This is a genomic window from Pseudomonas sp. BC42, from assembly GCF_021560055.1.
Classification (GTDB): domain Bacteria; phylum Pseudomonadota; class Gammaproteobacteria; order Pseudomonadales; family Pseudomonadaceae; genus Aquipseudomonas.
In genome coordinates, this window is record NZ_CP091067.1 from 2,619,068 (window position 1) to 2,640,160 (window position 21,093).

Consider the following 21,093-nt stretch of genomic DNA (forward strand, 5'->3'; position numbering starts at 1 on the left):
AGCATGTTCAAGACCTTCACCGCGCGGCCCCTGCTGGCCGGCGCCTTGCTGGGCAGCGTTTTGCTGGCCGGCTGCAGCGGGCCGAAGACGCTGTACCAGTGGGAAACCTACCAGGCCCAGACCTACGAATACTTCAAGGGCGAGGAAGCCCGCGAAGCCCAGGTCGAGGCGCTGGAGCGTGACCTGCAGAAGATCAAGTCCACCGGCAAGGCCGTGCCGCCGGGTTACCACGCGCACCTGGGCATGCTCTACGCGGGCCTGGGCAAGGATGACCAGATGGTGCAGCAGTTCAATACCGAGAAGGCGCTGTTCCCCGAGTCCGCCTCGTACATGGACTTTCTGTTGAAGAACGCCAAGCAGGGAGCCGCTAAATGAACTTCACCACCTTGCGCAACCTCCTGGGTCTGTTGAGCGTCAGCCTGCTGGTGGGCTGCGCCGCGCCCAAGACCGTGGACTACTCGGCCTACAAGCAGGCCCGGCCGAAGTCGATCCTGGTGCTGCCGCCGCTCAATGAATCGCCGGACGTCAAGGCCACCTACAGCATGCTGTCCCAGGTGACCTTTCCCCTGGCCGAAGCCGGTTACTACGTGATGCCGATTGCCGTGGTGGATGAAACCTTCCGCCACAACGGCCTGACCAACCCGGCGGACATCCATGGCCTGTCGCCGGCCAAGCTCAACGAGATCTTCGGCGCCGACGCCGGGCTGTACATCACGGTCAAGGAATACGGCACCAGCTACATGCTGATCAGCAGCGAGACGGTGGTCACCGCCAGCGCCACCCTGGTCGATCTCAAGACCGGCACCACCCTGTGGACCGGCAGCGCCCGGGCTTCCAGCGAGGAAGGCAACAACGGCAACAACGGTGGCCTGGTGGGCATGCTGATCACCGCCGCGGTGAAGCAGATCATCAACACCACCACCGACGCCGGGCACCCGATCGCCGGCATCACCAGCCAGCGCCTGCTGTCGGCCGGGCAACGCACCGGCCTGCTGTACGGTCCGCGCTCGCCGAAATACGGCACCGACTGAGGTCCTGGCGGGCGGGCAATCCGCCTGTGGCCGGGAGGGCGCCTGCGGGCGTCCTCCCGGATCGGACGGCATCGCCTATCCTGTTGTTTCAGGCCCGCCCCGGGTCGGTTCAACGGGGCCGCGGCAATTTCCGTGAAACCATCGGCAGAGGCTGTGCTCAAAGGCTCTGGAGGCTGTGCTGCAACCTCTTGAAAATCCATGCTGTATCACGTTTTTCGCAGAGTCCGTTCATGCCGTTCTTATCAGATCATCACGGGTGCCAGGGGTGGAAAGGCGAGATGGCCGAACGCATCCGGGCCTTCGACTGGTCCGTCACCAGCCTGGGTTCATTGCGCAACTGGAGCCACAGCCTGCGCAGCACGGTGCAACTGATGCTCGGTTCGCCGGTGCCGATGGTGATGCTCTGTGGCCCTCTGGGCTACATGATCTACAACGATGCCTACGCGGTATTTGCCGGCGGCCGCCATCCCTATCTGCTGGGCTGCGCGGTGGAGCTGGGCTGGCCGGAAGTCGCCGAGTTCAATCGCGGGGTGATGAACACCTGCCTCAATGGCGGCACCTTGTCCTACCGCAACAAGGAGCTGGTGCTGCTGCGCAACGGCGAGCCGGAAAGCGTCTGGCTGGATCTCTATTACAGCCCGGTGGCCGGCGACGACCAGGCGCCGGCCGGGGTGATCGCCATCGTCGTGGAAACCACCGGCCACGTGATTTCCGAACAGCGTCGGCAGGCCGCCGAGGACAACCTGCGGCAGATGGCGCGCAGTCTCGAACAGCGGGTACTGGAAGAGGTCAACGCGCGTCTGGCCGCCGAAGAGCAACTGCGCCAGTCACAGAAGCTCGAAGCCATTGGCGGCCTCACCGGCGGCGTGGCCCATGACTTCAACAACCTGTTGCAGGTGATCGCCGGCAACCTGCACCTGCTGGCCCGGCACGAGCCGGACAACAGCAATGTGCAGCGCCGCACCCGTGCCGCGCTGACCGCGGTGGAGCGGGGGGCCAAGCTGTCGGCCCAGTTGCTGGCCTTCGCCCGGCGCCAGCCGCTGTCACCGGCGCTCTACGATCCCCGGGAGCTGGATCAGGGGCTGGCTGAACTGCTGCGACGGGCCCTGGGGGAAACCATTCGCCTGCAGGTGCAACTGCCCGCCGAGCCCTGGTGCATCCATGTGGATCGCAACCAGCTGGAGAATGCCGTGCTCAACCTGGCGATCAACGCCCGGGATGCCATGGCCGGCGAGGGCACCATCGGCATCAGCGTGGAGAATCTGCTGCTGGATCGACAGTTCTGCGCCGGCACGGACCTGAGCCCCGGCCAGTACCTGCGGCTGACGGTGGCCGACAGCGGTGGCGGCATGTCCGCCGAGGTGCTCAAGCAGGCCTTCGAGCCGTTCTTCACCACCAAGACCGACGGCCACGGCACTGGCCTGGGGCTGAGCATGGTGTTCGGCTTCGTCAAGCAGAGCGGTGGCCATATCGAGATTCTCAGCCGCCCGGGGCAGGGCACAAGGGTGCAGATGTACTTTGCCCGCAGTGTCGCCCAGCCCGCCTTGCCGGCCGTTGGCCCGGTGCCGCGGGCGAACGCGGGCCAGGAGCGGATCCTGGTGGTGGAGGACGATACCGATGTGCGCAGCGCCGCGGTGGAGATGCTCAAGCACGAGGGCTATCAGGTGTGCTCCGCGGCCAGCGGCGATGCCGCCATGCAACTGCTGCTGCAGGGGCTGGCGGTCGACCTGATCTTCACCGACGTGGTGATGCCGGGGCTGATCAAGAGCACCGACCTGGCCACCTGGGCCAGGACCCAGGCGCCGCCGGTCGCGGTGCTGTTCACCTCGGGGCATACCCGGGACATGATCTCGCGCAATCACCAGCTCAGCCCGGACACCCACCTGCTGAGCAAGCCCTACGCCCCCGAGGACCTGAGCGCCATGGTGCGCTCGTTGCTGGGGGGTTGAGCCGATTCCCACCGCCGCACCAGGGCGTGCCCCGGCACCGGCGGTTCGCCCAGGGTGGGTTTGCGTCCCTTCCGATCTCCAACTGCAGGCAGGTTCATGACTTCTTCGTCCCATGTCCCCCATGACGCCCTGGCGAGCACGCCACCTTCTGATCGCGACGGTTTCGTCCGGGTGCGCGGCGCCCGCGAGCACAACCTGAAGAATGTCGACGTGGACATTCCCCGGGATGCCCTGGTGGTGTTCTGCGGGGTGTCTGGCTCGGGCAAGTCGTCCCTGGCGTTTTCCACCCTGTATGCCGAGGCCCAGCGGCGCTATTTCGAGTCGGTGGCGCCCTATGCCCGGCGCCTGATCGATCAGGTCGGGGTGCCGGATGTCGATCGCATCGACGGCCTGCCGCCGGCGGTGGCCCTGCAACAGCAGCGCGGCACGCCGAGCACGCGCTCCTCGGTGGGCAGCGTGACCACCTTGTCCAGCTTGGTGCGCATGCTCTATTCCCGGGCCGGCAGCTACCCGCCGGGGCAGCCGATGCTCTACGCCGAGGACTTTTCACCGAACACCCCCCAGGGCGCGTGTCCGCAGTGCCACGGCCTGGGCCGGGTCTATGCCGTCGATGAAGCGAGCATGGTCCCCGATCCTTCGCTGAGCATCCGCCAGCGCGCCGTGGCCGCCTGGCCGCTGGCCTGGCAGGGGCAGAACCTGCGGGACATCCTGGTAACCCTGGGCTACGACGTGGACATTCCCTGGCGCGAACTGCCGAAAAAACAGCGCGAGTGGATTCTCTTCACCGAAGAGACTCCCACGGTGCCGGTGTACGCCGGGCTGACCCCGGAGCAGACCCGCGAGGCCCTCAAGCGCAAACAGGAGCCGAGCTACATGGGCACCTTCAGCGGTGCCCGGCGCTATGTGCTGCACACCTTCACCCACACCCAGAGCGCGCTGATGAAAAAGCGCGTGGCGCAGTTCATGCGCGGCAGCCCGTGCCCGCTGTGCGAGGGCAAGCGGCTCAAGCGCGAGGCCCTGGCGGTGACCTTTGCCGGGCTGGATATCGGCGAGCTGGCGCGCTTGCCATTGCTGCAACTGGCCGAGGTGCTGCGGCCGGTGGCCGCCGCGGCTTACCTGGAGCAGGCCACCGCCGATGAGCCGGTGCTGAGCCATGCCCAGACCCGCGCCGCGCGCCAGCAGCGCCATGCCCGGGGCGCTCCGGAGCATCGCGGCGCGCCGGATGTGCGGCACACCCCCAACCTGTCCCCGGAGAAACGCCTGGCCGCGCAACGCATCGCCCAGGACCTGCTGGAGCGGGTCGCCACCCTGACCGACCTGGGGCTGGGCTACCTGGCCCTGGAGCGCAGCACGCCGAGCCTGTCCAGCGGCGAGTTGCAGCGCCTGCGCCTGGCGACCCAGCTGGGCTCGCAGCTGTTCGGGGTGATCTACGTGCTGGACGAACCGTCGGCGGGCCTGCACCCGGCGGATGCCGAGGCGCTGTTCCAGGCCTTGCAACGGCTCAAGGCCGCCGGCAACTCGCTGTTCGTGGTGGAGCATGATCTGCAGACCCTGCGCCGTGCCGACTGGCTGGTGGACGTGGGGCCGGCGGCCGGGGAGCGGGGCGGCCAGGTGCTGTACAGCGGTCCGCCGGCGGGGCTGGCGGCGGTCACGGCTTCCCCGACCCGGGCCTATCTGTTCGCCGAGCGGGCCCCGGCCCGGCGCACCCCGCGCCAGCCCCGGGGCTGGCTGCGCCTGGAGGGGGTCAGCCGCAACAACCTCAAGGACCTGGATGCCGCGTTTCCCCTGGGTTGCTTCACGGCCGTGACCGGGGTGTCCGGGTCCGGCAAGTCCAGCCTGGTGAGTCAGGCCCTGCTGGAACTGGTGGGGGCCCATCTGGGCAAGGTGGGCGGCAGCGAGGAGGCGCCGGAGCTGGACCTGGAAGACGACGCGCCGCCAAGCAGCAGCGGTCGGGTCAGTGCCGGCCTGGAGCAGATCAAGCGCCTGGTGCAGGTGGATCAGAAGCCCATCGGCCGTACCCCGCGTTCCAATCTGGCGACCTACACCGGGTTGTTCGATCAGGTGCGCAAGCTGTTTGCCGCCACCCCCGAGGCCCGGGAGCGCGGCTTTGACGCCGGGCAGTTTTCCTTCAACGTGGCCAAGGGTCGTTGCCCGGCCTGCGAGGGCGAAGGCTTTGTCAGCGTCGAGCTGCTGTTCATGCCCAGCGTCTTCGCCCCATGCCCCACTTGCCAGGGGGCCCGTTACCACCCCGAGACGCTGGCCGTGACCTGGCAGGGCCTGAATATCGCCCAGGTGCTGCAGCTGAGTGTCGAGCAGGCCTTGCCGGTGTTCGCCGAGCAAGCGGGCATCCGCCGCGCCCTGCAGGTGCTCTGCGACATCGGCCTGGATTACCTGCGCCTGGGGCAGCCGGCCACCGAGCTGTCCGGCGGTGAGGCCCAGCGCATCAAGCTGGCCACCGAGCTGCAGCGCAATGCCCGGGGCGCGACCTTGTACGTGCTCGACGAACCCACCACCGGCCTGCATCCGCAGGATGTGGACCGGTTGCTTGCCCAGTTGGACAAGCTGGTGGAGGCGGGCCACAGCGTGGTGGTGGTCGAGCATGACATGCGCCTGGTGGCCCAGGCCGACTGGGTCATGGACATCGGCCCGGGTGCGGGGGACCAGGGCGGCACCCTGGTGGCCTGCGGCACGCCGGAGCAGGTGGCCCGGCAGCGCGACAGCCGTACCGCCGCGTTTCTGGCCCAGGCCCTGGCCGGGCATTGATCCAGGGCAGGGCGGGCGACGAACGGTTACCGCTGGTCTGATTGGCGGTCGACAGACCCGGGGCGCGAAGGCCATTCTGATCACCGGCAGGGGCGTTATCCGGCCCTTGCTGCCATCAACCACGGAGGTGTTCCATGCCGGTGACCCACGACCTTTACCAGGACCTGAGCTGCAGTAAGGAAGACATTCAAAAGCGTCGGGCCAGTGACCCCCACCTGAATGCTCTGTTCGACAAATACACCATCATCGATGATCAGGTGCTCAAGGCCGAAGCGGCGGCTGCTGCCGACGATGAACTGAAGAAACTCAAGGAAAAGCGCCTGCTGATCAAGGACGAGATCTCCGAGAAACTCACCGCCGGTTCCTGACCTTCCCCTGTGGCCAGGGCGCTTGCCCCTACCGGGCGCAGCCGCCCTGACGCCCGCCGGGCTGTCATGCCCCGGCGCGTCGCATCCCATCCCTCATCCGCTCAAGGCGCCAGTGCCTCCTGCAACGGCAGGCGCGCCATGTGCCGGGCCGTCAGCGACCCCAGGTACAGCGCATCGCCGTATTCGCGCACCGTGGTGATTGGCGAGTAGTTGCCACTGCTGGCGTCCTGCAGGTTGGCGATCACCCGGCCCTGGGTGTCCAGGCCCAGCACAAAGCCGCGCTTTTCCACCGGCTTGGGCAATACCGTCATCGCCCGCACCAGCATCTTGCGCACCAGCGGATAGGGCGCCGTGCCGTCGAGCAACGGGTTGCGCGGCGCATACAGGGCCACCCAGAAACGCCCGGCGCCGTTGAAGCTCAAGTTGTCCGGCAGCCCCGGCAGGTTGTCGATGAACAGGTCGTGCCGGCCGGCCTGATCGCCCTTGAGCCAGTAGCGGCTGATGCGGTAGGCGCCGGTTTCATTGACCAGCACATAGGCCTCGTCCGGTCCCAGGGCGACGCCGTTGGCGAACTCCAGGCCCTCCAGCAGCACCTCGGTCTTGCCGCTCTGGAAGTCGTAGCGCAGCAGGCGCCCATCGGCGCCGTGCTCGATCACCGCTTCACCGTCATGGCCGTAGCCCCAGCGGCTGCTGGCGTCGCTGAAATAGGCGTAGCGCCCGGCGGCGTCCACCGCCACATCGTCGGTAAAACCGAATGCCAGGCCATTGGCGGCGGTGCTCAGGGTCTGCAACTGGCCTTGGCTGTCCAGGGCCAGCAGGCCCTTGATGGCATCGGCGATGATCAGGCGTCCATCCGGGTGCCGGGCCAGCCCCAGGGGGCGGCCGCCGGTGTTGACCAGCACCTTGAGGGTGCTGCCGTCGAGGCGGGTCTGGATCACCCGGCCGTCATGCAGGCCGCTGATCAGTTGGTCCTGTTCCAGCAGCAGGGCTTCGGGGCCGTCGATATCCCGGGCGCCCACCGCTTGCAGCGCCTTGAGTTTCTGGTTCTCGGCGAACGCGCCCTGGCTCAGGGACGGTGCCGGCGCCGGTTGCCAGGCCACCGGCTGGACCCGGGTCGGCCACAGCAGCAGGAAGGCCAGGATCGCCAGCAGCACCAGCAGGACAATCCGCGCTGCGCTGAAACGTCGAGGGGCTATGTGATTCATGCAATGACTCCTGTCGGGGGCGGCCTCAGGCCGGGTGGCCTGGCGCCGGGGCGGGCGGCAGTGGAATGGCGTGCTGGGCCGTTTCGCACAATGCCAGCAATGAGGCGGCGGATTCTCGCTCAATCCGCCGCTTGAATAACAGCTGATTGCCCAGGCGCATCAGCAGAGGTTCGAAGCGATATTCCAGGGTGCGGATAAAGCGCGTGCGTTGGGCCGCCAGCGCCTGGCACTCATAGGTCAGGCGCAATGCCAGGCCATGCTCGCCCCGGGCGCTGGCGCGCCAGCGCTGCCCCGGCAGGTGCTCCTCGACCCGCCAGCTAAGGTGGCCGCTGCGCCCGCCGGCATGGATGTCTTCCTCGAAACCCTGCCCGGCGAACAACGGGCCAGCGTCGCCCAGCACCTGCAACGAGGACGGGTGCCATTGCGGCCAGCAGCGCGGACTGGCGGCATAGGCCAGGGTGGCCTCGGCGCTGCGCGGAATATCGACCTGATGCTGCATGCGGGTCATGGGCCTGGCCGGGTCGAAGGCGGTCGCCGCGGACGAAGACTCCTCAGGCTGCCAGTACAAGGTGCCGAACAGCCAGTCCATCAGCGGCAGGACGATATTGAAATTGCGCTCCTGCATCAGTTCCCGGCGGTGATGCAGCTCGTGCAGGCGGCGCATCTGCCGCACCCAGGGCAGGCGCGCCAGCGGGTGGCTGGCGGGCAAGTGCTCGCAGGCATGGAAGACTTCATAGGCCAGGTAGCCGATCAGGGTGCAGCTGGCGAACAGCGCCGCCACGTTGCCGTTCCACAGGCGCAGCAAGGCCCACAGCGGCAGGGCGAAGAGCAGGCTGTGGACCACGATCAGCCAGGCCGGAAACAGGATCACCCGCCAGTCCTTGCGGCCTTGATAGCTCATCAGCCCGGGGGCGAAGAAACTGTGGTGGTCGCCGGTATGGCGGGCATAGAACAGCCGTGCGAAGCGGCGCTTGTGATGCCCCAGCCAGCGGTGCACCAGGTAGATGCACAGGTTGAAGAACAGCAGCGCCAAGGGCACCGCCAGCCATTCCAGGGGCTGCACCTGACGCAGGGTGCTGCACAGGAGGACGACGCACAGCAAGCCATAGCCCAGGACAAAACCGCCATGCAGCCAGGGGTTGTAGCGCGGACTGACCGCGGCTCGATACTGCTCGCGAAAGTGTTCGATGGTGTCTCGCACGACGCTGTTCCTGTTGTTGTTTTTGTCGGCTGCAGCGTAGCCGCCGGCGCTTTATCCGGCCAATGGGCAGGGGGGCAACGGGCAAAAACTCATGAGGCAAGAAGATCGATGGCCGTGCACAATCCCGCCCTTTTACGCTTGCAAGGGCCTGCGCCATGACCGAGGTTCGTTACCCGCGCTTCAAGGTATTCATGAGCTTTATCCTGTGTCCCCTGGTGCCGGGTTTTGTCGCCGGGCTGATCAATAGCGTGCTGCTGGTGGCGCACATAGCCACTCATCCAAGGCTGATCGGCGAGGTGCGTGGCGGCGAGATCCTGCTGATGCCGTTGCTGACGCCGCTGGTGGCGGTCCTGGTGTTTTTCCTGCCGTTGCTCGGGCTGGCCCTGGGCGCGTCCCTGCTCAAGGTCAGGCGCTCGGCGCGCAGCTGCAATGCCCTGGCGCTGCTCGGCGCCGTGCTCGCCACCGGCTGGGTAGCGCTGTTTATCCGCGAGGTGGTCACGCACAGCGCAAGGGCCCGCTATGACGACTACTGGCTAGGGTTGTTCCTGGTGTTCCTGGCCGCCCTCGTCACCTGCTGGTCGACGGCGCGGCTGTTTCTGCCGCCGCGCCTCCAGGAGCCGCGTTCATGATGCCTGCTCGGGTCTAGTCGGGTCCGGCCAGGATCCAGCGCCGGGCTGGCGCTAGCTGGGCAGGGCGATCGGCGTTGGGCAGGCATCACGCGCACAGGCTCTGCGCCGAAAAAAAGCGCCCGGCGCGGGCTTCTTAGTTGTTGCAGGCCCTTCGGGCCAAGGCTTTCGGGGGGGCTCGAGGCCGAACGTCTTGATGGGCCTCCGGTTTGCAATCAAGAATCTTCTCGGTCACGCCCGAGAGCCGTCCTATCTCATTCACAAGTTAACGTTTGTAGGCTTTCCAGGCCTTGAGGAGCAAGGCAAACGTCAAACACGAGATAGGTATAAAACCCATGAAATTCATCAAGTCCGCACTGTCTGTCGCTGTGTGCTGTGTCGCTGCCCAGGCCATGGCGGCCGACGGCGAAATCAACTTCACCGGCTCGATCACTGCCAATACCTGTTCGGTGAGTGTCGGCGACCTCAACGGCGGTGCCGGCGTTAATGTTTCCCTGGGCAACGCGCCCGCCCTGTCGCTGAAAAAGGCCGGCGATACCGCTGGCGCCGGTTCCTTTGCCCTGACCATGACGGCACCGAAGGACGACAAGGATTGTGTGCTGACCGGCAAGACCGCCACCGTGCGCTTTCTCAGCATGAACGGTGCCGCCGGCCCCAACGGTGAGTGGCTGGCCCTGGAGGGCGCAGGCGGCGCCGGGGTGGCCAAGAATGTCGCGGTGCAGATTCGCGACGCCAAGGGCGTGGACGTGCAACTGGGCCGGGCTTCCAGCGAGTACGCGGACCTGACCCAACCGATGCGTTTCACCGCCAACTACATCGCCACCGGTGAAGCCACGCCGGGCACCGCCAACGCCAAGGCGTCCTTCAGCGTCGACTACAAGTAAGCGCGTTCCGGCCGGGGCTCCTGCCTGTGACTTGGGGGCCTCGGCATGCCCTGTTCCCTGCCTCAGGTTCTGATCGATATGACTACTTTCCCTCGCTTTCGCGGCGCGCTGCTGTGCGCGTCCCTGGCGCTGCTCTGGCCCGTCCCCCAGGCCAGCGCCGGCATCATGCTCAATGGCACGCGGATCATCCTCAACGCCGATGAACGCAGTGCCTCGACCATCGTCTCCAACCTCACCAGCAGCGATTACGCGGTGCAGACCTGGGTCAATGACGCCGCGGACAGCAAGGGCTCGCTCAGCCCGTTCATCGCCATGCCGGCGCTGTTCAAAGTGCGCGCGGGCGAGGAGCAGGTGGTACGGATCATCAAGACGCCCGGGCAACTGCCGGAGGATCGGGAGTCGGTGTTTTATTTCAATGCCCAGGAAATTCCCCTGCTGGAGCAAAAGCAGGAGAACACCCTGAAAGTGGCGGTGCGCACCCGGGTCAAGCTGTTCTATCGGCCCGGCCACTTGCCGGGCAGCGCTCAGGACGCGCCCGGCCAGTTGACCTGGAAACTCCTGGCGCAACCGTCGGGAACGGTGTTGCAGGTGACCAACCCGAGTGCCTATCACATCACTTTCATCGCTATCCGGGTGATGGATGGAGACACCCCGATCGAGCTGCAGGACGTCGACATGGTGGCCCCCAAGTCCACCCAGGACTTCCCTCTCAAACGCCGGCTCAAGTCCGGCAGCGCCACGGTGGAATTCTCGATCATCAATGACTACGGGGGTTACAGCGATCCGTTGAAGTCCAGTGCGACGTTCTGAGCCAATGACGTGCCTACGGAATGAAACCAGCGCAGTCATGCAGAGGGTCAAGTTCGGGATGTGTGTGTGTTTGAAAAACTGGGTCGGTTGTTTGGCCGGATCGCTATTGTTGGCCGCCCTCAAGAACAGCGCAGGTGTCGCCGCAGAGTTCGATAGCGGATTCGTGGCGGATTTTGGCGGCAGCGGTGCGCTGAAAAGCGATCTCGAAGCCATGCTCCATGAGCAGGACGTGGGTCCGGGCCGCTACCTGGTGGAGATCAGTCTCAACCGTGATTATTTTGCCCAGCGCGACCTCAGCTTTGTCCCCGGCGACAAGGGCCTCAAGGCCTGCCTGCCGCAGGCACTGCTGACGGAAATGGGAGTCAAGCTGCCTCCCTTGCAGGCCCCCGGCATCGATGAGCAATGCCTGGACTTGCCCGGGCTGGTGCAAGGCGCGAGCGTGAATTTCGACAGCCGCCAGCTCCGGCTGGACATCAGCGTGCCGCAGATAGCCATGAACCGCGATGCTCGGGGCTATGTGGCGTCCGAAGAGTGGGACAGCGGGGTCAATGCCGGCTTTCTCAACTATCAGTTCTCCGGATCCCAGAGCAGGAACCCGCAGCGCAACGCGGCCAACTATTACCTCTACCTCAATGGCGGTCTCAACCTCGGCGACTGGCGCCTGCGCTCCAGTTCGTCCTATCGCAAGGACGGCACCTGGGAGCGTGCCGCCAGCTATGTGCAACGCGACCTGCCGGGGACCCTGGGCAGCCTGACCCTGGGTGAAAGCGTGACCCCGGGAGACACCTTCCAGAGTGTGCCGTTTCGTGGCGTGCAACTGGCCAGCGACACGCAGATGCTGCCCGACTCGCTGCAGGGCTATGCGCCGGTGATCCATGGCGTGGCCCAGAGCCAGGCCCGGGTCGAGGTGCGTCAGCACGGCTATTCGCTGTACAGCACCTTCGTCTCCCCGGGGCCTTTCGAGATCCGCGACCTCAACGCCGCGTCCGGCAGTGGTGACCTGGAGGTGATCATCACCGAGGCCGATGGCAGCGAGCGGCGTTTCATCCAGCCTTACGCGACCCTGGGCAACCTGCTGCGCGACGGCACCTGGCGCTACAGCCTCAGCGCCGGCCAGTACCATGAGCCGAGCTCGCAGGTAGAGCAGCCGACCTTCACCCAGGCATCCCTGGCCTATGGCATGCCGCGGGACTACACCCTGTCCCTGGGCGGGTTGCTGGGGGAGGGCTATCGCGCCTATCAAGTGGGTGTGGGCAAGGGCCTGGGCACCTTCGGCGCTTTGTCCCTGGACGTGACCCAGGCCATGACCGACACCCCGCTGGGGTCGCTCAGTGGACAGAGTTATGGCCTGCGCTACGGCAAGGCGTTCGCCACCGGCACCAACCTGCGCTTTGCCGGCTATCGCTATTCGACCCCCGGCTACCGGGACTTCAGCGAGGCCGTGAGCCAGAGCACCTGGGACAGCGATCACGATGCGGACGGCCGCTATCGGCGGGTCAGCCGGCGCAGTCGACTGGAGGCCAACCTTTCCCAGGCCTTTGCCGACAGCACCTCGCTGTACCTGAACCTGTCGCAACAGGACTACTGGAACTCGTCCCGGCAGCAACGTCAGGTGCAGTTCGGGGTCAGCGGCCAGGTGCAGCGGGTCAACCTGTCGCTGTACGCCAGCAAGAGCCTGAGCGACAGCGATGACCAGGGCGTGCAGGTGGGCCTGACTCTGAGCTTCCCGCTGGGTCGGCAGAACGCCAGCGTCAGCCTGGAGCGCAATGCCGACGGCAGCCACGACCAGCGCCTGGGCCTGAGCGGCCTGGCGGGGGACTACCACAACCTCAGCTACAACCTGGACATGCTGCGCAGCGAGCATTCGGCCAACACCGGCTCGGCCTCCGTCGGCTATCGCGCGCCCTGGGCCAACCTCAATGCCGGCCTGAGCAGCAGCAGCGCCTACAAGACTGCCAACGTCGGCATCTCCGGCTCGGTACTGGCCCACCCCGGTGGTGTGCAACTGGGCCAGAGCCTGGGCGAAACCATGGCCCTGGTGGAGGTCAAGGACACCCCCAATGTGGGGGTCAACAATGCGCCGGGCACCTTTACCGATGCCAAGGGCTACAGCCTGGTGCCCTATGTGCAGCCGTACCGGCGCAACCGCATCAGCCTGGACACCAGCAAGCTGGACGCCAACACCGACATCGACAGCGGCGTGAGCACCGTGACTCCGCGGCGCGGTGCGGTGGTGCTGGCGCGCTTCAAGGCCCGGCACACCGAGAAGGTGCTGGCCAGCGTGACCCTGCCCGGGGGCGCGGTGGTGCCGTTCGGCGCGGCGGTGCTGGATGCCGCCGGGCATAAGGTCAATGCCGTGGGACCCATGGGTCAGGTGTTGCTGGCGGTGGGCGAGAGTCGCGACTTCCGCCTGGTCTGGGGGACCGCCGCCAGTCAGCAATGTGCCTTCACCCTGGACCTGCAACAGACCCGGGAACAGGAAGGCTTCAAGCTGGCGAACCTGCGTTGCGCGCCCTTGGGCCACTAGCGCCCGGTCCTGGCGTCAGACCCGGCCCGCAAGCTTCGGCTTGCGGGCTTTTTTGACTCTGCACCCGGGCTTGGTGCGCCCAGGGTCAATGCGGCTGGGCGGAAGTGGCCAGGGTGCTGTTGAGCTGTTCCATCAGGGTCCTGACCTCCTGGCACAGATGGGCCAGGGTGTCGACGGCGGCGTTGTCCGCCAGGGCTTGCTCCAGGGTTTCACACAAGCGCAGCAGGGCGTCGGACTGCATCATCTGCGCCGAGCTTTTCAGCTTGTGGGCCTGGCTGGCCAGGGTCTTGAAGTCGAGGCGGGCCATGGCCTCCTCCAGGGCCTGAAGGTCCTGCTGATTGCAGACGATCAGGTGGCCCAGCAGGCTGCGGCGCTTGTCCTCCGGCAGGTTGAACAGCAACAGCGCCGAGCTGCCGTCTTCCACTTCCTGCGGCGTCCTGCTCTCGCTGAACAGCGGCACGTAGCGGGCCAGCATCGACACGCTCAAGGGCTTGAGCAGGCAGGCATCCATGCCGGCGGCGAGGCCGGCCTGCATGTCCTCGCCCCGGGCGCTGGCGGTGGTGCCGATGATGGTGCAGGGGGGCATGCGCATCTGCTGTTCCAGGCGGCGGATCTCTTCGGTCAGGCCGATGCCGTCCAGCTCCGGCATGTTGCAGTCGGTGATGATCAGGTCGACCTCGTTGTCCTCCCAGATGAACAGCGCCTCAAGCCCATCGTGGGCCAGGATCGGCAGGTGGCCGAGCAGTTCGATCTGCTCCTTGAGCAGGGTCAGGCTCGGCAGGTGGTCCTCGACGATGAGGATCTTCAGGCGCCGCTGGATGGGCGCCGCCGGTTCGCTCTTGGGCAGCGCCAGTGGGGTGTCGCTGGGGGGGGCTTCTTCGGCGCAGGCGGTCAGGGTCATGGTGGTGCCCTTGCCCGGGGTGCTGTCCACCAGCAGGTCGCCATCGATGATCCGGCTCAGCGACTGGCAGATACACAGGCCGATGCCGGCGCCACTGTTGCGGTTGACGGTGACCCGGGAGAAGGGCGTGAACAGGCTGGCCATGTCGGCCGGATCGATGCCCGGGCCGGTGTCCTGCACGCTGATGGAGAAGGCGAAGCGCTGTTCGCCCAGCGCCACGCCCTGGACCCGCAGGGTGATGTCGCCACTGTCGGTGAACTTGATCGCGTTGCTCATCAGGTTGGAGAGGATCTGCTTGATCTTCAGCCGGTCCAGGCGCAATGGCAGGTCGGCGCAGGCATCGAAGTGGGTGATGATCGACAAGCCCTTGCGGGTCGCCAGGCTGTCGAAGATCCCGCGGATCGAGGTCACTATCTGCCGCAGGGTGCAGGTTTCCAGGTGCAGGCGGGTCTGCCCGGATTCGATGCTGGAGATATCCAGGATGCCCCCCAGCAGCTCCAGCAGGCTGACGGCCGCCTCGTGGGCCAATTGCAGCGATTCGAGGTTCTTGCCCTGGGGCGCCTTGCGGGTCAGTACCAGCTCCAGCATGCCGATGATGGCATTCATCGGGGTCCTGATTTCGTGGCTCATGGTGGCCAGGAAGGTCGACTTGGCGCTGTTGGCCCGGTCGGCGGCCTCCTTGGCCTGGCGCAGTTCTTCGAGGATGCGCAGGCGATCGCCGATATCCAGCCAGCCGCAGACCACGCCGAACACCTGCTGCTGATCGTCGCGCAGCGGCTGGATCCAGTGGTAGATATCCAGGCTCTGGCCGCCCAGGTGCAGGGTCTGGTCCCGGGCAATCGCGCTGCCCGATCGCACCACCTGCTCATAGTCGTGCTGCCATTGATTGACCACGGTGCGGCTGAGCAGCGCGTCGAGGACCTTGCTGTTGGTGCTGGAGGTGGCGCCAGGGGCGAAGGTCTGGGCGTAGGGGGTGTTGAACAGCAACAGCTCGCCGTCACGGTCACGCACGTAGATCGGGTGGGGAATGCTGTCGACGATGTTCTGGATCAGGCTCAGGCGCTCCTGCAATTGCTTGCGCACGATGGATTTCTTGAAGATCAGCTTGCGCAGGTAAAGGATCCAGATGCAGGTGGCCAGAAGCAGGACGAAGGAGACGCTGAGCACCTGATAGACCCGCAGGGTCACCTGTTCCCAGTACTTGTTGTCGGTGGCGGCGTTGGCCCGCCAGCGTCCGGAAATGGCCGCGGTCTCGCTCGGGGAAATGCGCAGCAGGGCCTTTTCGATGATGGAGATCAGCACCTTGTTCTGCGGCTGGCTGGCGAGGCCGATCCGTGCGTTGACGCCCTTGAGCAGGCCCGAGACTTTCAGCGCGTCCTCGTATTTGTAGGACAGGTAGTAGCGGGCCTGGTTGGTGGAGGTCAGGGTGAAGTCGCTGCCGCCGTCGCGTACCCGGTTCAGGGAGTCGGCGACGTTGTCGGTGGTGTGGATCTTCAGGTGCGGGTAGTTCTGGCGGATGTGTTCCAGCAGGGCGTCGGAGGTGGGCAGGGCGATGCTCTGCTCGGGACTGTCCTTGAGGTTGAATTCCTCGGGGCCGTTGTTTCGGGTGATCAGGGTATAGGGCGTGGTGATGACCGGGCGGGTAAACAGGTACTTGCGATCCCGCGAGTCGGTTTCCGACATGATTCCCAGGTCCACTTCGCCCTTGTCGAGCAGTTCCATGGCCTTGTGCACCGAGCGGGTGCGGACGATCTCGAAGCGCAGTCCGGAGTTCAGGCGCACCAGTTCCAGAATGTCGGACATGGTGCCGCCGAACTGGCCGCTGTTGTCGAACAGCGCGTAGGGCGCGAGGTCTTCGCTGACGGCGATCCGGAAGGGCCTCTTGCTCTGCAGCAGCTGCTTTTCCTCGTTGTTGAGCACGCTGACGAATTCGTCATCGCTGCACTTGAGGGTCACCACCCACCAGTTGACCATCCGGATGATCTGGCAGCGGCTGCGCGACTGCAGCTGCTGGTTGAGGATCGAGACCAGGCGCCGGTTTTGCCCGGTGTAGGCAAAGCCGATGTAGGCCTCCAGGCCGTTGACGCTGATGTTGGTCACCAGCTGATTGTTGAAGCTCTGGTTCAGCAGGTAGTTGGTGCTGACGGTGTCGCCCAGGTAGGCCTGGGCCTGCCCCTTGAGCACGGCGGCGATGGCTTCATAGGGCGACTGGTAGTTCTTGATGGTGGCGCTGCGGAAGATCTTGAAGGTGTTCTCGTCGATGAAGCCGTCGGGGGTGGAGGAAATCTGTGCCGCAGGGTCGCGCAGGTCCACGTCAAGCAGGCTGCCGGTGGTGGAATACAGGGCGATCTGGGTATAGGCGTAGGGCGAGGAGATTTGTACGCCGTACTTTTCCGCCTCCGGTTGGGTGGCGGCATCCACCAGATCGATTTCTCCCGCTTGCAGTGCCTTGAAGGCGCTCATGCGGTCCGGATAGCTGCTGATCTCGAAGCGGATGTTGAGGACTTTCTGCAGCGCCAGCAGGTTTTCCGCAAGGATGCCTTCCAGCTGTTTTTTCTCGGTGAAGATGGTCAGCGGCGGGTAGTCGGGGTAGGTCACGCCGATTCTGACCGGCTTGCGCTGGTTGAGCCAGGCCCGGTCTTGCTCGGTGACCTGGGCGGAGAACTGCAGGGCTTGTCCCCGTGACGATAACTGGAAGGGGTCGGCACCTTGGACAACGGCGGGCAGCAGGGCCGTGAACAGAGTCAGGAGTAGCGTCAGGTAGATGGAATTCATAGGGCGCAGGTCAAAGCAGATTCATTTCTTTGGCTATGCTGGCCAGCTCTATGGTAGTGCGTACCCCCAACTTGCGAAGAATGTTGATCTTGTGTCCGCTGACCGTCTTGTTGCTCAAGTGCAGGCGTTCACCGATGGCCACATTACTCAGTCCCTGGACCAGTAGTTGCAAAACGATGATTTCCTTATTGGTGAGTCTCTGCGAAGCCGACTCGTTGTTCTGCCCGTGTTCCATGTAATGGGCTAGTACTTCCTTGGGGAAGTAAAGATAACCGTCATTGATGGTGTTGAGCCCCTTCACCAGTTCATCCATGTTGGCGCTCTTGTTGATGAAGCCCAGGGCTCCGGCTTGCATGCAGCGGGCCGCATAAGTGCTGGCCAATTGCGAGGTGAAGACCAGGGTCTTGATCTTGAGGTTTTCCGAGTGGATGCGTTGCAGCACCGACAGCCCGTCCAGGCTATCGAGGCCGATATCCAGCAGCAGGTACTCCGGGGCCAGGCTGCGGATCTTGGCGAGGGCGTCCAGGCCATCGGTGGATTCGGCAACGACCTGATAGCCATGTTGCTCCAGCGTGACTCTGATCGCCCCGCAGATAATCGGGTGATCATCCACGATCAGTACGGTTCTCGTCATGGTTTCCTCATTCTGATTCTTACTTGGAGAGTGTTTATAGCGGTATACGATAAAGCTCCGGTTTAACATCCGAATTATACCTGCGCACCCTCTTGGACGGTTCTAAAGAGCAGTGCGCTGACGGACTTTTAAGGATGTTCTTGGTTTTCTACAAGAAGCTTCTTGGGTTTTTTGGCGGGTGCTTTTGTTAGCCTGTTGACTCTTTTAGTTGTGCTGGAAAAGAGCATCAGAGGCAGTTAATGCACGGTCGATTATTGTTTTTGCTTTGTTGCATAAGTGGCGGCGCCTGGGCCGATTGCACCGGTGGTGATACTGAAAATTATCTGGACTTCGACATGGGCACTCAGTATGTGCCCCGTGATGCGCCCATCGGTTCGGTGATCGGCACGGCCAATGTCCGTTATTCCTATCAGCACTCCAGCGATATCGTCTGCAATGTCGGCGATTTGTGGGAAGTCAGGATCAATGGATGGCCAAAGGTGAAGGGCATCACTCTGCCGCCGATTACTGGGCTGGAGATGAGCAATGCAATGATCTCCAAGACTAATGTGCCTGGCGTGGGCTTGGTGATGACGGCGCCGGGACGTTCAATGAGCAAGTGGAGTGCCGTCAGCGGAGTGAGTCCTTATGTGCCCTTCAAGCTGAGCAACACCCAGCCGTTGACTATTGTCGATCCGGTGATTACCACGTTTACGCTGGTCAAGATCAGCAACGAGATTCCCATGGGCACTTCGGCCATCAAAAGCAGTAGCTCGGCACTGGGTTTCTGGTCTGGCAAACGACGTTTTCACAGCGTGTTTCTGATGGGGACCGTGGTGCGTTCCGAGTGTTCTCTGGAATCGGCCAACACCGTCATCGAAGTGCCCATGGGCGAGGTCATGCGTCGCCAGTTCAACGGCAAGGACAGCCACATGGACAGCAAGGATGTGGTCATTCCCCTGACCAACTGTACGGCGGGCACCTACCCGACGGATCAGGGCTGGAACTACTATCAGAACGCCAACGCCCACCTGCGCCTGGAGGGCGTCCAGGGCTCGGCGATCCTCGACGCCCATCGGGGCATTCTCGGCCTGACGTCGGACTCCACCGCCAAGGGCGTGGCGGTGCAGGTCCTGCGCAAGGATGGCGTCACCCCCTTGCCCCTGGGGCAGGAGGTATCGATGGCCCGTCTCAGCGGCAGCCAAATGAACATCGAACTCAAGGCCCGCTACATCCAGACCTCCGATTCGGCGGCAGGCCCCGAGCCGGGCAAGGCCAATGCCCGGGCGGCCTTTACCCTGACCTACAAGTAACCGCAGCGACTGGTCACACCCGCCCCTGGGGGCGGTGGGGCCGGCAAGGGCATGAACTCGGAAAGCTCTTGCTCCGATTCAGGAAGCGTCCTGAGTTCAAGCGAAGCTGTTTTGGATAGGATGATTTTTTCCGGAGCTGTCTTGATGTCGACGTTGAGCGTACTGCTGTTGTGTTCGAACGCTTTTCGGGTTCGACGCCTTTCAAGAATACTCACAGCCTCCGGGGTTGCCCGGGTTCAGGTGATCGGTCAGGAAAGCCAATGGGCGCAGTTCCCGCCCGAGTTGGATGAACTGGACCTGGTGATCTGCGATTCCCTGCAGTCGCTGACGGCCATCTACTACCTGCGCCGGCTCTGCGAGCACTATGGCTTTTTCTCGATGATCGAATGCGAGGCCCTGGATGCGCCCATCCGCTGGGGGCTGGCGAATTTCCGCGCACATTCGGGCAAGTACTGCGCCGGCAGCTACAGCGACCTGGACACCACGCAGATCAGCGGCTTGCTGCTCAAGGCCCTGACCGTCAAGCGCGCGGTGCACAAGCACACCCGCAGCAGCACCCTGGTCGCGCCGAAACGCCCCCCCGCCAGCAACGACTGGGTGGCGCAACGGGATGTGTTTCAAGCCCTGGCCGCGCGGCAGTTCATTCCCTACTTCCAGCCTCAGGTGTGCCTGCGCACCCGACGCATCACCGGTGTCGAGGTCCTGGCCCGCTGGCAGCATCCCGACAAGGGCGTGCTGGGGCCGCAATTCTTCCTCGACCTGTTCGACAGTCCGTCGCGGCATCGCCAGTTGTTCGAGTGCCTGGTGCACCAGGGGCTGCAGGTGCAACGGCAATTGCAAGGCACGCCGGGCGGCGAGGCGCTGGTGTTTTCCTACAACATCGAGGCCAGTCAATTGACCGACCCCGAGTTTGCCGCCCGGGTGTTGCAGCAGATCGACGCCGCCGGGGTGCCCAAGACTCAGGTCACCCTGGAGATCACCGAGCGCCAGGCCCTGACCCTGGACATGCAGAGCATCGAGAATATCAGCGTTCTGCTCAACAGCGGGGTACGCCTGTCCCTCGACGACTTTGGCACCGGGCATTCGTCGATCATGCGTCTGGCGGACATTCCCTTCGGCCAGATCAAGCTCGACTCGGGCTTTGTCGCCAGTGCCCTGGGGCACAAGGAAACCCGGATCATCGAGGCCCTGGTGGGGCTGGCCCGTTCGCTCGACCTGGAGTTGGTGGCCGAGGGCATCGAAACCGAGAAGCAGCGCCGGCATCTGCAGCGCCTGGGAATCGATGCGGCTCAGGGTTATCTGTTCCACAGGCCGATGAAGGGGGCGGCGCTGGCCCGGCTGCTGGCCACGGACAGCCCGCCGCTGCGGCTGATCCGTCAGGGCTAGTGCCACTGCGGGCCGGCACCGCTCACAGCAGGTCCATCTCCTTGGCGATGGTGGCCAGTTCGATGGTGGTGCGCACCCCGAGTTTCTTCAGCACATTGATCTTGTGCCCGCTGATGGTCTTGTTGCTCAGGTTGAGCTTGCTGGCGATTTCCAGGTTGCTGTAGCCGCTGGCCAGCAATTGCAGGATCACCAGTTCCTTGTTGGTCAGGTTGTTCAGTGCGTCATTGGCGGCGTGGCCGATTCCCCGGTACATCTCCAGGACTTCCTTGGGGAAATACAGATAGCCGTCGGCCAGGGCATTCAGGCCCTTGACCAGTTCCTGCAGGCCGGCGCTCTTGCTGATGAACCCCATGGCCCCGGCCTGCATGCAGCGCACGCCGTAGGTGCTGGCGCGATTGGCGGTGAACACCAGGGTCTTGACCTCCAGGTGATCCATGGCAATGCGTTGCAGCACCGAGAGCCCGTCCAGGTTGTCCAGGCTGATGTCCAGCAGCATGTAGTCCGGGCGCAGCTGGTGAATCTTCTCCAGCGCGTCGAAGCCGTCGGAGGATTCGCCGATCGGCTTGTAGCCATGTTCTTCAAGCAGCTCGGTGACGGCGGCGCAGATGATCGGGTGGTCGTCGACGATCAGTACACGTTTGTTCTTCATGAGGCCCTCGGAAGACACGCAAGGGAGAGCAGGTGGTTTTCTTGGCGAAAAATGGGTCACTCGACGGTCACTGTCTTTGTTGTGGGGGGGCC

At 64.5% G+C, this 21,093-nt stretch carries 16 protein-coding genes; 11 read left to right on the forward strand and 5 right to left on the reverse strand.

Features of this window, described 5'->3' with window-relative positions; translation table 11 throughout:
• Window positions 1–3 precede the first annotated feature (3 nt).
• From L1O02_RS12285 to L1O02_RS12305, 5 genes are all read left to right on the forward strand, one after another.
• Window positions 4–375, forward strand: coding sequence for a DUF4810 domain-containing protein (locus L1O02_RS12285; RefSeq protein WP_102864845.1), 372 nt, complete (start codon window positions 4–6; stop codon window positions 373–375).
• Window positions 372–1,031, forward strand: coding sequence for a DUF799 domain-containing protein (locus L1O02_RS12290; RefSeq protein WP_060839999.1), 660 nt, complete (start codon window positions 372–374; stop codon window positions 1,029–1,031). Before L1O02_RS12285 ends, L1O02_RS12290 begins: the two co-directional genes overlap by 4 nt.
• 230 nt (window positions 1,032–1,261) lie before the next feature.
• Window positions 1,262–2,980, forward strand: coding sequence for an ATP-binding protein (locus L1O02_RS12295; protein ID WP_108545615.1), 1,719 nt, complete (start codon window positions 1,262–1,264; stop codon window positions 2,978–2,980).
• A 96-nt stretch (window positions 2,981–3,076) separates the two neighbouring features.
• Window positions 3,077–5,743, forward strand: a complete 2,667-nt coding sequence (locus tag L1O02_RS12300) for an excinuclease ABC subunit UvrA (protein ID WP_235759977.1) — start codon at window positions 3,077–3,079, stop codon at window positions 5,741–5,743.
• A 134-nt stretch (window positions 5,744–5,877) separates the two neighbouring features.
• Window positions 5,878–6,111: a DUF465 domain-containing protein gene (locus L1O02_RS12305; protein WP_060839997.1), complete on the forward strand. Its 234-nt coding sequence runs from the start codon at window positions 5,878–5,880 to the stop codon at window positions 6,109–6,111.
• A gap of 101 nt (window positions 6,112–6,212) precedes the next feature.
• Here L1O02_RS12305 and L1O02_RS12310 read toward each other — a convergent pair whose 3' ends face one another.
• A complete protein-coding gene (locus L1O02_RS12310; RefSeq protein ID WP_060844020.1) occupies window positions 6,213–7,316 on the reverse strand; it encodes an SMP-30/gluconolactonase/LRE family protein in 1,104 nt (367 codons plus the stop codon).
• 25 nt (window positions 7,317–7,341) lie between these two features.
• Window positions 7,342–8,517 (reverse strand): sterol desaturase family protein, encoded by a 1,176-nt coding sequence (locus tag L1O02_RS12315; RefSeq protein ID WP_235759978.1) that lies wholly within the window; start codon window positions 8,515–8,517, stop codon window positions 7,342–7,344.
• Window positions 8,518–8,672: 155 nt separating this feature from the next.
• Between L1O02_RS12315 and L1O02_RS12320 the strand changes: the two genes are divergently transcribed.
• From L1O02_RS12320 to L1O02_RS12335, 4 genes are all read left to right on the forward strand, one after another.
• The gene (locus tag L1O02_RS12320) at window positions 8,673–9,146 is read left to right on the forward strand and encodes a hypothetical protein (RefSeq protein WP_082729912.1); all 474 of its coding nucleotides are present in this window, start codon (window positions 8,673–8,675) and stop codon (window positions 9,144–9,146) included.
• Window positions 9,147–9,478: 332 nt separating this feature from the next.
• Window positions 9,479–10,027 carry a fimbrial protein gene (locus tag L1O02_RS12325; protein ID WP_060839994.1) on the forward strand — a complete coding sequence of 183 codons (549 nt, stop codon included), beginning with the start codon at window positions 9,479–9,481 and terminating at the stop codon, window positions 10,025–10,027.
• Window positions 10,028–10,105: 78 nt separating this feature from the next.
• Entirely contained in the window at window positions 10,106–10,837 is a 732-nt protein-coding gene (locus L1O02_RS12330) for a molecular chaperone (protein ID WP_060841976.1), read from the forward strand.
• Between the two features lie 109 nt (window positions 10,838–10,946).
• Window positions 10,947–13,364: a fimbria/pilus outer membrane usher protein gene (locus L1O02_RS12335; RefSeq protein WP_235759979.1), complete on the forward strand. Its 2,418-nt coding sequence runs from the start codon at window positions 10,947–10,949 to the stop codon at window positions 13,362–13,364.
• Between the two features lie 85 nt (window positions 13,365–13,449).
• On the opposite strand, the gene L1O02_RS12340 is transcribed toward L1O02_RS12335, so the two are convergent.
• Both L1O02_RS12340 and L1O02_RS12345 read right to left on the reverse strand, forming a co-directional pair.
• Complete coding sequence (locus tag L1O02_RS12340; RefSeq protein ID WP_235759980.1) at window positions 13,450–17,040, reverse strand: transporter substrate-binding domain-containing protein; 3,591 nt, start codon at window positions 17,038–17,040, stop codon at window positions 13,450–13,452.
• Between the two features lie 10 nt (window positions 17,041–17,050).
• On the reverse strand, window positions 17,051–17,674 hold the full coding sequence (locus L1O02_RS12345) for a response regulator transcription factor (RefSeq protein WP_060839990.1): 624 nt from the start codon (window positions 17,672–17,674) through the stop codon (window positions 17,051–17,053).
• Between the two features lie 335 nt (window positions 17,675–18,009).
• Here L1O02_RS12345 and L1O02_RS12350 point away from each other — a divergent pair, with 335 nt between their 5' ends.
• Complete coding sequence (locus L1O02_RS12350; RefSeq protein ID WP_060839989.1) at window positions 18,010–18,966, forward strand: fimbrial protein; 957 nt, start codon at window positions 18,010–18,012, stop codon at window positions 18,964–18,966.
• 144 nt (window positions 18,967–19,110) lie between these two features.
• Complete coding sequence (locus L1O02_RS12355; RefSeq protein ID WP_235759981.1) at window positions 19,111–20,352, forward strand: EAL domain-containing protein; 1,242 nt, start codon at window positions 19,111–19,113, stop codon at window positions 20,350–20,352.
• A gap of 22 nt (window positions 20,353–20,374) precedes the next feature.
• On the opposite strand, the gene L1O02_RS12360 is transcribed toward L1O02_RS12355, so the two are convergent.
• On the reverse strand, window positions 20,375–21,001 hold the full coding sequence (locus L1O02_RS12360) for a response regulator transcription factor (protein WP_060839987.1): 627 nt from the start codon (window positions 20,999–21,001) through the stop codon (window positions 20,375–20,377).
• Window positions 21,002–21,093: the final 92 nt, after the last annotated feature.